This is a genomic window from Mesorhizobium sp. M0870 (assembly GCF_040319775.1).
In the GTDB taxonomy this organism is placed as follows: domain Bacteria; phylum Pseudomonadota; class Alphaproteobacteria; order Rhizobiales; family Rhizobiaceae; genus Mesorhizobium.
Genome location: NZ_JAMYOI010000024.1, coordinates 1 through 11,878 on the forward strand (window position 1 = coordinate 1; position 11,878 = coordinate 11,878).

Consider the following 11,878-nt stretch of genomic DNA (forward strand, 5'->3'; position numbering starts at 1 on the left):
CGCTCCCATGAAGAACCTGGCCCATAGCGCATCCTTTGATTCGGACGAAAAGTATGCACCATCAAAGCCTGGGATCAAACATCTAGTAGGCAAAATCGAGAACAGATGCTTGGGCTCTTAAGGCCTTCGGCGTGATATTCGGCAAGAAGATCGATGCCCAGGTGATCCTACACATGCTCAGGATCCAGGCGACGCAGGTCTACCATGATCCGCGGCGAGCCGGCATCAACGACGTGCAGGAACTGCCGAAGACACATGAAGCGATCGCCAGGGCCAAGACCGAGATCCAGCACCGCATCCTGACACACTACCTGCCGCTGTATTTTCCCGAGATCGATCGCTTCCGGGGGAACAGCCGCAGCGATTGGTTCTTTGCCTTCCTCCATGCCTTTCCGACCCCAGCAAGCATCACGGCGCTGACGAAGGAGGAGTTTGTGGCAGCAGCTTGGGATGTCGTCGGCCGCAAGGTCAGCAAGACACAGATTCTGATGGATATTTTCGAGACGGCGCGCCCATCGATCGGATTGCCGCTGCCACTTGATGCGCCTGCCATTCGCATGTTCCGGATGGTCATTGACGAAGCACGCAGCCTGATCCGGCAACGCAATGAGATCGAAGCACAGGCCGACGATCTGCTGCGGCACAGCCAGGATTATCAGCTCCTGCGACAAATCCCGGGCATCGGACCGATCAAGGCATTGACCGTCATTGCCGAAGCCGGCGATCTTCGCCGCTTCGGTCATCATCGCCAGTTTCTAAAGTTCTGCGGGCTGGACCTCTCGACACAGAAGTCCGGTCAATATCGAGGCCAGACCCGCCTTTCCAACCCAGTCTCCCCGGTTCGGTCCGAATGGACAACCTCCCGAAAACTCACAGCAAGCACACTACCCATTCAATAGCATTCCTAAGCATACTGACCAGGGCGACCTCGACCCCCCTAATCACAGCGGTGAGCTCGCAGGCGGGGTCGATGAACACTATTGATTGGCCGAGCTTGAGCGGCATCTCTATCACATTGATAGCCTATTAGGCTGGTCCGGCGTTTGATCGGACCCATGATCCATCCGAGCAGCTTGTGAGGGATGCAGCCGAACCAGGCGCTGCTCCCATAGTCTTCGCAGGTCCTCCATCAGAGCTTCATGCTCAGCCTGATCCGGCGCAATTATATTGAGGTGATCGCTTAACACGGCTTCGCCCTCAATCCGCATCAGCAGATTAAACAGGTCGTTTGAAATTCGCACACTGTCAATGCTGAAGTGGTTCGGAATAATCTCGCAGACAGTCTCCTGATGATCTCGCGCTGTGTAAGCACGGGTTTGATGGAGGGAGACTGAGGGAGGCAATGAAATCGCAAGCGCAGTCCAATCCTGCAGCGTTGCAGCCCGTTTTTTTACCAGGAAGGGCCCGACCACAAGTCCATCCAGCTCTGTCGTCAAAAATGTGGCAATCGCGTCTGCAACCGTATCCACGATCGGTTCAGCATTGTTGTTAAAGGACGTATTGAGCAGAATTGGAGTGCCTGTCCGCTTCTTGAACGCATTGATGACCTCCCAGTAAGCGGGGTTGGCATCGCGCGATACTGTTTGCAGCCGAGCCGTACCGTCGACGTGCGTAATGGCACCCAACAAGGCGCGCTTTGAGTCACGCACGCGAACGACGAAATTCATGAATGGAAATTCGTGCTTACCGTCCGGGAGGTCGAAAAATTCGCTCGCATCCTCTTCCAGCACAGATGGTGCGAAAGGCCTATAGCCTTCGCGCTTCTTGACCATGGCATTGATCCGGTCCTTGTTTGCAGCGGGCCGAGGGTCGGCAAGAATGCTGCGGTTGCCCAGCGCACGTGGCCCAAACTCCGAACGACCCTGCACCCAGCCGATCACGGCGCCGTTGGCGATCCAGTCGGCTGCACTGCTCGCTACGTCGTCAGAGCGTTCAACCTCGAGATGTCCGGCCCATGCATTCAGTTCCTGTTCCACGGCGCGGTCGCTCCCGAGATCAGGACCCCAATAGACCTCCTGCAGTCGCTCACGCGGCGCGGGGCGGCCCATCTCGTTAGAGACTATCAGCGCAGCTCCCAATGCGCAGCCAGCGTCGTGAGACGCGGGTTGCACGAAGATGTCTTCGAAAAGCCCTGAATACAGCAGCTTGCCGTTCATCGTGCAGTTGTGGGCTACCCCTCCCGCCAGACACAACCGCTTCATGCCGGTGGCCTCACGGTGGTGCCGGAGAATGTGGAACACGATCCGCTCAAGCGCTTCCTGCAGTGACGCACTCACATCTCGATGCTGCTGGGTGAAAGGCATTCCCTTTCGCCTGATCTCGATGTTGCGGAGCAACGCCGGACCGATGCGGTCGAGGTGAACACGGTAGCCACCGTTGGCGGAGAACTCGTAGAACTGCTCGAAGAGCTCGCGATAGGGAGCGGGGTCGCCATAGGGCGCGAGTCCCATTACCTTATACTCGTCGAACAGGCCGTAGCCGAGACAGCGGATCGTCTCGAGATAAAACAGCCCAAGAGAATTGTCCTCCGGGAAAGCCTCGATTTGCGTAATTTCTGTGCCAGACCCTACCGCCACAAGGCCCGACAGGAAATCACCACAGCCATCAATCGCTAGAATGAGACTTTGTTCGAAGCCCGACATTGCAAAGGCGCTCACGGCGTGCGCCTGATGATGACCTACGAATGAAATACGTGAACTGTCCAACTTAGTGCCGAACTCACGCGCTAACAGGTTCTGCACCAACATTTTAGCGTCCAACGGAATGGAGAGAATGTCCGGTTGGGAAGCGGACATACCTTCAAGCATGGCGTTGGCGTAGGTCTCGCTGGCGTAGACCGCGACACGATCAATGTCGCTGAGCTGAACCCCGGCCGTCGAAAGACAGTATTGAATCGAACCACTTGGCAGCTTGTTCGAGTGCTTGATTCGATTGAGGCGTTCCTCTTCTACGGCGGCTATCACCTTTCCGTCTCGGACGAGCACCGCGGCGCCATCGTGCATAAAGGCGTTCGGACGCTCGAATCGGTTTTCATGGACTTGGTCAGGTCCGCCGCTGATTCCTAGACACAGCATTTCTTTCTCCAAATAGTAACGGGGAAGCCAAATTGGCCTACCTCGACTGTTTCCAACTAAATAGGCCGGTTGTCGCCTGCAGCTGCGACCGCCCGTCAGGCATCAGCGGCATCGAAGAAGGCCTCATAAACGATCAATGAGATGCTTCGACTGTGACACCTACGGTGCCATCACGCCGAGAGCTTGGCTGGATCATCCAATCCTGAGCGGCTGCTGACATGTATCCGGCGCTGTCGTTTTCATCGGCAGAACCAACTTGCGATGCCGCCTGTTCTTGGGAAGGGCGGCCGTCGACGAATAACAGTACCGCCCCCGTGAACTGGCCCGATTTCATTCTCCGAAGGGACCATGGTCGTAACGCCCGACATTGTCGGCCAGTTGCAACTCACTTTCTCGGCACGACCTCCACTGCACGTCAGGGCGCATCGAAGATTTTCTCCTTTGGATTGTTCCTAAGGCAGCTTTCGTCACGCGATAGAGCAGCGTGTGATTGGTGCGTGAGGCTCTTTTTTGTCCATGCACGATTCCGGAAGAGTGATGAAATCGATTGTTTTGATCAAAGTCATCCACGCTATGAATAGTAGCCGCAGCACATGCGTTTCGAAGCGCTTCAGGCTTCCCGGATGGCTACTCCGATGTGAAGCGCATGGCATTCCAAGCGCTCTGTCAACCAAACGATGAGTACGGCGTCGACCCTCATTGCCTTGGTCTTCGCGACTCCGTGACAGCGGCTGGCATTGTGTTTGTAGGGCATCGGGCGAAGATCATGTCGATCGGCCATCTCGCCTGCCTATCGGCAAACCCTTGAACCACGCACCAGCGCGATTGTGATCACGAGCGCCTCTGAGCTCGGGAGGTTCGGTTTTCTGAGGGTTCCTGGGTCTCCGAAGCGATGGAGGTAGCTAGCCTTCCTGGTGCTATACGGTTGTGCTCTTCATGGAGTGGACGCATTTGCGTCTCGAAAGCGGTTCTTCAGTGGAACCGGCGCCAAGGCCCGTGGTCGTTCAGAACACGCGGTGCCGTCTCCAAACCGGATATTGGATCGGGCAGCCGCCGGAATTTGACCCATGGAGATGAGCGCCTGTCAGGAAGCGTTCGAAAACGGCGCGATCTTCATCGCGGCTGTTTCATGGTGTCATTCCTGACATGTTCTTTATAATCGGCAGCTTGCGGATAGTCTTGCCCGTCGCCGCCCGTAGCGCGTTGGCGACGGCCGGGCCGATCGGCGGCACACCTGGCTCACCAACTCCCGTGGGCGGCTCCTCGGACGGCACAATGTGCACCTCGACTCGTGGCATCTGCTCGATCCTGAGCGGTGTATAGGTATCGTAGTTCTCTTGGTCTACGACACCGCCCTTCAGGGTCAGCTCCTCCTGGAGGATCGCGCCTAGCCCGAAGCCGATACCGCCCTCCATCTGAGCGCGAACCTGGTCAGGATTTATCGCGGTGCCGCAGTCTACCGCGCAGACGACGCGGTCGACCTTGAAACCATTTTCATCGTTGAGGGTGATCTCCACCACATCGGCGACATAGGTCGAGAGGCTTTCATGCAGGGCCACGCCGCGGAAACGGCCTTCCGGCAGAGGCTTGTCCCAACCTGCCTTCTCAGCAGCCACTTTAAGCACGGCGGCATGCCGTGGATGGTGACCGAGCATTGACAAGCGGAAGTCGACCGGATCACGGTTCGCAGCGGCGGCGAGCTCATCGATCAGGGTTTCCACCGCGTAAGCGGTGTGGGTGGAGCCTACCGAACGCCACCACAGCACTGGGATGTTCACGTCCGTGGTGGTCAGCTCGACCTTCAGGTTCGGGATCGCATAGGGCAGGTTGGTGGCGCCCTCTACGGAGGTTGGATCGATGCCGTTCTTGATCATCGCCGCAGAGGTCGAACCGCCCAAGACCGATTGGCCCACGATGTGGTCATGGAGAGCGACGACATTGCCTTTCTTGTCGAGCCCCGCCTTGACTGCGTGCACATAGGCCGGCCGGTACCGCCCACCCCGCATGTCATTCTCGCGGGTCCACTGCACCTTCACTGGCTTGCCGCGTCCCAGTGCACGCGCTGTGGAAACAGCTTCGATAATGACATCTGCATCCAAGACCGCGCGGCGGCCGAAACTGCCGCCGGTCTTCATCACGTGCAGCCTCACCTTGTCCGGCGTGGTGCCGCCTACCTGAGCGGCAGCCGCCTGATAAAGGTCGGGCATCTGGTGTCCGCCCCAGACGTCGATGGTGCCGTCTTCGTTGATTCGGGCGGCCGCGTTGAGTGGCTCGATCGAAGCATGGACAAGATAGGGGAATTCGTAGTGCCCCTCGATGATTTTCTCAGCACTGGCGAACGCTGCGGGAGTGTTACCGTCGTCGCGCGCGGTGGCCGCGCCCAGATCGTCTGCTGCCTTGTTGTATTCGGCCATGATCTCGGCCGTGCCGCGCCCTTCGGCCTTCTCCTCGTTCCAGGTCACCTCCACGAGGTCGCGGCCCTTGAGCGCCGTCCAGGTGTCCCTGCCAACCACGGCAATGCCTCGCGGCGTCTGGACGACATCGACAATGCCGTCGAGTGCCTTGGCCTTGGTTGCGTCGAAGCTCTCGATCTCGGCGCCGAACTTCGGCGGATGGATCATAACGGCCGTCTGGAGTCCCTCCATCATGAGGTCGATCGTGTAGGTCTGCGCGCCGTTGGTCTTGCCGGCGGAATCGTAGCGCTTGAGGCTGTCCGATCCGATCTGGGCCCACTTGTCGCGCGGCTTTAGCGGCACGTCGTCGGGAACCGGCATTCCCGCTGCGGCTTCAGCCAGGTCACCGTAGCGCGCCTGCATCCCTGAGGCGTGCGACACGACCCCGGAAGCGACTTTGATCTCGCCGGCTGGCACATCCCACCGCTGCGCCGCGGCCGCCACCAGCAAGGCCCGTGCGGCAGCACCCGCCTTGCGGTAGCGTTCCCACGACGAACTCATCGACGTGGAGCCACCAGTTGCCTGTGCGGCCCCGCCCCAGGCGAGATTGCCGTAGAGCGCGGTATTGCCATATCCGCCGACCACGTCCACCTGCGCCCAGTCGCCGTCGAGCTCTTCCATAACCAGGGTGGCGATGCCGAAATAGGAGCCTTGTCCCATCTCGAACTGCGAGGAGTAGATGATGATTCGGTTCTCCTTTGTGATCTCGACATAGGTCTGGAAGGGGTTCGCCTGAACCTTTGCAGTAGTCGTTTGTGCGATGTCGGACGCCGCCAGCACTGGCCGGTAGCCCACGGCGAGGCCAGCGGTGGTGACGCCCGCGCCGACGAGGAACCGGCGGCGCGTGGGCCGCACGGAGTTATGCTTCGAGAGAAACTGCGACATGCCTCAAGTCTCCAGCCGGTTGGCGGTCTCGTGGATGGCCGCGCGGATGCGATGATAGGTGGCGCAGCGGCAGAGATTGCCGCTCATCGCCGAATCAATATCATCGTCCGACGGCTTAGGCGTCTCTGTAAGGAGGGCCACGGCCGACATGATCTGGCCAGACTGGCAATAGCCGCATTGAGGTACGTCGAACTCGGCCCACACGGCCTGGACCGTTTCGCCTATCTTGCCCGACACACCCTCAATGGTGGTGATCGAGGCTCCTTCGATGTCGCCGACTGCGGTCTGGCACGAGCGCGTCGGCATGCCGTTAACGTGAACCGTGCAAGCGCCGCACTGGGCAAGCCCGCAACCGAATTTCGTTCCCGTGAGTCCGATGACGTCACGGACCGCCCAGAGCAGCGGCATCTCTGGATCGACTTCGAGTGTTCGCGCCTCGCCATTGAGGGTAAAAGCGACCATTGCTTGCTCTCCTTGTCCTGAGCTGGCTATCTCGTTGAGCCTCCGCCCGCCTGGCAACCGAGCTCTTGTTGCTGAGGCCTAGCGACCACACCCTAGGAACGCGCAGCTCAAGCAACAAGCCGCTAGGTTGGCGTGTTACGAGATCGTGAAGGGGTCGTGTCGAAAGGCTGGAGGCGACTGAATGTCTTACACGAGACTGGACATTCGGGTCGTCGCGAACATCGACCGCTGGTCGGCCGCGTCCGGCAGGGCCCTGATTGGCTACACGAAATGAAATGGGACGACTATCGATGGGGGCCTACCTCGACCCGCAACCTCCACGACTGGACCCTCAGGTTTCCGACTATCGTCCCGGGCGGTGGCCGAGCTCGGCGCCTCGGACGCGATAATAGACGGTGAGGCGTTCGTCGTTGACCAGAAGGCTTGTCGCGCATTCCCAGTCTTCAGCGGGCTCTTGGCCGCGGCGGGAGACGTCAGGACCATGCTTGCCGGCTTCGACCTGCTCAAGATCGACGGCGAGGGTCTTCGCGATCGGCCACTCGTCGATCGGCGCAAAGCGCTAGTTAACCTGCTGAGACGCCGCCCAAACGGCATCGTTCTGAGCGACGAGATCAGCGGCGGCAGCGACATTCTCGCGCAAGTCTCCCAGTTCGGCCTCGACGGCATCGTCTCCAAGCTGCGTGTCAGTCCATATCGATCCGGCCGGCGCCAAGAATGGGTGAGACAAAATGCGTGCTGAGTGATGAGTTCATCGTCATCGGCTGCGAACCCGGCAACAGTTACGGCGGTCGGGAAGCGTGCTCTGGCGAATGTCGAGGACGGAAATCTGGTGTTCGCCGGCGGCATTGGCACCGGCTTCAATGCGCGCACCGGGCCGGAAGTAAAGCGCCGGCTCCATGCCATTCCAATGGATAAACCACCGATTCCTAGTTTGAAGGCGAACGGTGCGGCATGGGCGGAGTGCCCTGCGCAGTCTGTACCTCCGCAGTCGATTGTCGAGTTCGAAGGGGTGTGATTGGCGTCGAGACCGCTCCAGCCATGGCTATCAGCACGCCGAGTGCGTTGTTTTCGATCAGTTCTCGAAATGAGCGGGTAAATACATGCACTTCCTTTCACTTGCCGAACGGGGTTTGCTGTTCACCGGCTGGCATCCGATGGCAAACCTTTCAACGCGGCGGCGATCTGGCGCTTCGCTGCTGGGGGCAGAGGCAGGATGGGACGCGGGGGTTCGGCACTGCAAATGTCGAGCAATTCAGCGAGTGCATAGACGACGCGAAGGCTCGAGAACTCCATGAAGAGGCTCCAGATCGGGACCAGCGCGGCATTGATCCGTCGCGCTTCGGCCGCATCGCCCTGTTGCGCCGCTGTGACGATCGTCATGCAGACCTCGGGCAGGATGCCCGCGAGGACGCTGTACCATGTGTCGGCGCCGGCGATCATGGCCTCGGCGGCGTTCCAGTCGCCGCTGTAGCCAATCGAGAACCCTTCCGGCAGTGTGCGCCTCTGGGCGGTCAGATGGTTCTTGATCGCATCGCTTTTGTCTGTCGGATTCTTGATGGCGACAATCCCAGCCACCTTTGCCAGGCGGCTGACAAGGGGTGGACTGAAATGGAAATGCGTCGTTCCTGGATTGTCGTAGACGACGATCGGCAGGCCACTTTCGCGCGCCACAGTGGAGAAATGTTCGAACACCTCGTCATCAGTAAGCGGGGTGTAGGAGGCGGCGGCAAGCAAACCCGCAGCTGCTCCAAGGGCCTTGGCGTCTTGCGCGAGCCCCACGGCTTCATCGGTGCGCAGCGCGCCCACACCCACCACGACCGGCATTTGCCCCGCCGTTTGGTCCAAGGTCTCGGAGAGCGCCCGCCGCCGTTGCTCGCGCGACAGATAGATGTATGTGCCGGTGCTGCCGAGAAGACCGATGGAATCGACCTGAGCAATGCCAAGCCGAGCAATCAGCCTGCGCAGGGCAACGCTATCGACGCGGCCGTCACGATTGGTCGGGGTGATGGGGAACGCGGAAAGACCGCTCAGGAATGCCATGGCAAGGCTCCAGATCTATGTGTGAGCGCAGAGGTGGCCGCACGCCAGGTCATTACAAGACGTCCAAAGCCCGCCGCAGATCGGCGATCAGGTCATCAGCGTCTTCAAGCCCCACCGAGAGACGCATGAGATCCTCGCCGACTCCATCGGCCAAATGGGCATCCTTGCGGATCGGCTGCCGAGCACGGGTGAGGCTTGCTGGATGATAGATGAGGCTGTCGGCATCGCCGAGGCTGACGGCGCGAATGATCAGGTTGAGCCGGTCCATCATCCGGCGCGCTCCTTCGTATCCAGCGTGGAGGCCAAAGGCCAACATGCCCGATCCGTTGGACATCTGTTTTCGCGCCGTCACCTGATCAGGGTGCGAGTCGAGGAACGGATAACTCACAAATGCCACCGCCGGGTGCGCTTCCAGCGCCCGAGCCACCGCAAGGGCCGTGGCGCTGTGCCGTTCCATACGCAGCGTCAGCGTCTTGAGACCGCGCAGGATTAGGAAAGCTGACATGGGCGAGAGCGCTGCGCCGGTAATGTAGCGCAGGCCCGTTTCATGCAGCGTACGGAGCGTTTGGGCGTCGCCGAGAAGCGCCCCGCCAAGGGCATCGCCATGACCATTGATGTACTTGGTCAGCGAATGGAGCACGATGTCCGCCCCGTGCTCAAGCGGTCGCTGGAGCGCGGGCGAGGCGAAGGTGCTGTCGACTGCAACCCTTACACCGCGCGCGTGAGCGCGCTCGGCAATGGCCGCTATGTCGAGGATGCGGCTCAGCGGATTCACCGGCGTCTCGAAGAAAACCAGCCGCGTCCGCTCGGTGATCGCAGCATCGAGATTGTGGGGATTTGACAGATCGACCGCGACGACCTTGATGCCGAAGCGGGGGACCGCCTGTTCGACCATGGCAAGCGTGTTCGCATAAAGCGTCTTGTGGACGATGAGTTCATCGCCTTGGGACAGGAGCGACAGGATCAGAGTGCCGAAGGCCGCCATCCCCGAGGCAACAACCAGCCCCGCCTCGGCTCCTTCCAGATTCGCGAGCCGCTGCTCGAGGATCTCGGTCGTGGGATTGTATTCGCGCGCATAGAGCCGTCCACCAAGGGCGGCGGCGGCATCGTTTGCTGCCACGCTTTCGAACCCATAGGTTGACGTCAGGAACACTGGCGGCTGGACGGCATTGGAAAAGCCGGCCGGATCGTAGCCATGATGGATCGCCCGGGTGGCAAATCCGGGGCTGGTGCGGTTGAGCGACCCCGTGGGAGCATCGGTTTCGGATTGATGGGAGCTGGTCATTCGGCCTCTGCGATCTCTCTTGGGGTTCCGAAAGATTGACGGCAACCTGGCCAATGTGAAATATCCAGTTGGCGATGAAAGAGATGGTCCAGTCTTCAAGTGCCGGGTCTGCAGCGCGCTCGCACGCGATGGGTGCACGCCAGATATACGAAGCCCTTCGCGAGCAAATCCTCGGCGGCGTCTACGAAACCGGCAGTCAGTTGCCATCCTCCCGGGCCCTGGCAAATGACCTCGGCGTTTCGCGAACCACGGTGACGGTCGCCTATGAGCAACTGGCTGCGGAGGGTTTCATCGAAGTCCGTCAAGGCGCACGACCTCGCGTTGCGTCTTCGTTGATGGGTCATGGGACGGGGCGCACTCACGCGCAACGGGTCGGCCCGATCCAGCTGTCCGCATATGGCGAGCGGCTGCGCGCGACGTCACCCTGGCCAGATTATCTGCCGACTGGGCTGAAGGTCGAGTTCCGCTATGGCGACCTCGCGCCGTCGGATTTCCCTTCATTGGTCTGGAAACGCGCGATGAACGAGGCGATGGGGCAGCGCCCGCTGCGTCTTGCCTATGACGATCCTCGCGGCTCGCGCCGGCTCCGCCAGGCGCTTCAGGGCTATCTCTGGCGCGCCCGGACCCTGAGCTGCGACCTCGACCAGATCATCATCGTCAGCGGTTCGCAGCAGGGCCTTGATCTGTGCGCGCGCCTGCTTCTCGATCCCGCCGACCGCTTCGTCATCGAGGATCCGTGCTACAGGATGGCGCGTCAGGTCTTTGCCAGTACGGGTAGCTCACCCATCCCGGTCATCGTCGACGAAGACGGGATGAGGACCGAGTTGCTGGCGGGGATCGGAGCACGACTGGCTTATGTGACGCCATCGCATCAGTTTCCGCTGGGCGGCGTCATGCCGATCGCGCGCCGCCATCAGCTTCTGGAATGGGCGCGGCACAACAACGCCTATGTGATCGAGGACGACTACGACAGCGAATATCGCTACGACATCAATCCGGTCCCTCCGCTGCACAGTCTCGAGGACCACGGGGCTGTCATCTATCTCGGCACGATATCCAAGACGCTCTCGCCGATGCTGCGCATCGGCTACCTCGTCGTCCCACCCGAATTGCAGGAGGTCTTCGCAACCGCCAAACAATTCGCAGACCGGCATTCGCCGGTCGCTGAACAGGAAGCGCTGGCATCGTTGATCGAGAGCGGCGGCTACGAAAGCCATGTGCGCCGTGTGCGCAGGCTGAACGGCGAGCGTCGGGAAACGTTGTTGGGCGCCTTGCAGCACAGCTTCGGGGATCGCATCACTGTCCAGGGAGCTGATGCGGGTCTGCACGTCGCGGTTTGGTTCAATGACCTGCCACGATCGCGGGAAACGGCCTTGGTCGAATCCGCCCGCGACGCTGGCCTGGGGCTACACTTGATCTCGCCGCTCTACGAACGGCCATCGGACCAAGGCCGCACCGATCGCGTCGGACTTGTCATGGGCTATGCCGCCTTGAGCATTCGGCAGATCGGGAAGGGCGTTGAGATCCTGCGAGAGGTTGTCAAGCAGGTGCAAGACGCGATGCCGGCGCGGAACAACTGAGACGGGCGACGCCGAAAGCTGGCGCTGAAAATGGTCCGAGAGCCCCCCGTATTTCTTTCCAAACAGCCAACTGGACCGGGAAAATGCCATGCAACTGGC

The 11,878-nt window shown here is 60.4% G+C and carries 8 protein-coding genes and 1 pseudogene; 4 read left to right on the forward strand and 5 right to left on the reverse strand.

Annotated elements, in window-relative coordinates:
• Positions 1 to 152: 152 nt before the first annotated feature.
• Positions 153 to 824, forward strand: a pseudogene (locus tag NKH97_RS24535) (transposase); the annotation flags it as partial.
• Positions 825 to 1,010: 186 nt separating this feature from the next.
• Here the strand turns inward: NKH97_RS24535 and NKH97_RS24540 are convergent.
• The 3 genes from NKH97_RS24540 to NKH97_RS24550 form a co-directional block, all read right to left on the reverse strand.
• The gene (locus NKH97_RS24540; protein WP_352798946.1) at positions 1,011 to 3,074 is read right to left on the reverse strand and encodes a carbamoyltransferase family protein; all 2,064 of its coding nucleotides are present in this window, start codon (positions 3,072 to 3,074) and stop codon (positions 1,011 to 1,013) included.
• A 1,127-nt stretch (positions 3,075 to 4,201) separates the two neighbouring features.
• On the reverse strand, positions 4,202 to 6,412 hold the full coding sequence (locus NKH97_RS24545; RefSeq protein WP_352798948.1) for a xanthine dehydrogenase family protein molybdopterin-binding subunit: 2,211 nt from the start codon (positions 6,410 to 6,412) through the stop codon (positions 4,202 to 4,204).
• 3 nt (positions 6,413 to 6,415) lie between these two features.
• Complete coding sequence (locus NKH97_RS24550) at positions 6,416 to 6,874, reverse strand: (2Fe-2S)-binding protein (RefSeq protein WP_352798949.1); 459 nt, start codon at positions 6,872 to 6,874, stop codon at positions 6,416 to 6,418.
• Between the two features lie 358 nt (positions 6,875 to 7,232).
• Between NKH97_RS24550 and NKH97_RS24555 the strand changes: the two genes are divergently transcribed.
• Positions 7,233 to 7,613 carry an ATP-dependent DNA ligase gene (locus NKH97_RS24555; protein ID WP_352798951.1) on the forward strand — a complete coding sequence of 127 codons (381 nt, stop codon included), beginning with the start codon at positions 7,233 to 7,235 and terminating at the stop codon, positions 7,611 to 7,613.
• 3 nt (positions 7,614 to 7,616) lie between these two features.
• On the forward strand, positions 7,617 to 7,889 hold the full coding sequence (locus NKH97_RS24560; RefSeq protein WP_352798953.1) for an ATP dependent DNA ligase: 273 nt from the start codon (positions 7,617 to 7,619) through the stop codon (positions 7,887 to 7,889).
• A gap of 122 nt (positions 7,890 to 8,011) precedes the next feature.
• Here NKH97_RS24560 and NKH97_RS24565 read toward each other — a convergent pair whose 3' ends face one another.
• Positions 8,012 to 8,914, reverse strand: a complete 903-nt coding sequence (locus NKH97_RS24565; protein ID WP_352798955.1) for a dihydrodipicolinate synthase family protein — start codon at positions 8,912 to 8,914, stop codon at positions 8,012 to 8,014.
• Between the two features lie 52 nt (positions 8,915 to 8,966).
• Positions 8,967 to 10,199: a trans-sulfuration enzyme family protein gene (locus NKH97_RS24570; RefSeq protein ID WP_352546075.1), complete on the reverse strand. Its 1,233-nt coding sequence runs from the start codon at positions 10,197 to 10,199 to the stop codon at positions 8,967 to 8,969.
• 83 nt (positions 10,200 to 10,282) lie between these two features.
• On the opposite strand from NKH97_RS24570, the gene pdxR reads away from it, so the two are divergent.
• On the forward strand, positions 10,283 to 11,779 hold the full coding sequence (pdxR, locus tag NKH97_RS24575) for a MocR-like pyridoxine biosynthesis transcription factor PdxR (RefSeq protein ID WP_502897091.1): 1,497 nt from the start codon (positions 10,283 to 10,285) through the stop codon (positions 11,777 to 11,779).
• Positions 11,780 to 11,878: the final 99 nt, after the last annotated feature.

Coding starts and splice junctions, on each gene's coding strand:
- pdxR (WP_502897091.1), top strand. CDS start 10,283: ATGGTCCAGTCTTCAAGTGCCGGGTCTGCAGCGCGCTCGCACGCGATG.
- NKH97_RS24550 (WP_352798949.1), bottom strand. CDS start 6,874: ATGGTCGCTTTTACCCTCAATGGCGAGGCGCGAACACTCGAAGTCGAT.
- NKH97_RS24545 (WP_352798948.1), bottom strand. CDS start 6,412: ATGTCGCAGTTTCTCTCGAAGCATAACTCCGTGCGGCCCACGCGCCGC.
- NKH97_RS24560 (WP_352798953.1), top strand. CDS start 7,617: ATGAGTTCATCGTCATCGGCTGCGAACCCGGCAACAGTTACGGCGGTC.
- NKH97_RS24565 (WP_352798955.1), bottom strand. CDS start 8,914: ATGGCATTCCTGAGCGGTCTTTCCGCGTTCCCCATCACCCCGACCAAT.
- NKH97_RS24570 (WP_352546075.1), bottom strand. CDS start 10,199: ATGACCAGCTCCCATCAATCCGAAACCGATGCTCCCACGGGGTCGCTC.
- NKH97_RS24540 (WP_352798946.1), bottom strand. CDS start 3,074: ATGCTGTGTCTAGGAATCAGCGGCGGACCTGACCAAGTCCATGAAAAC.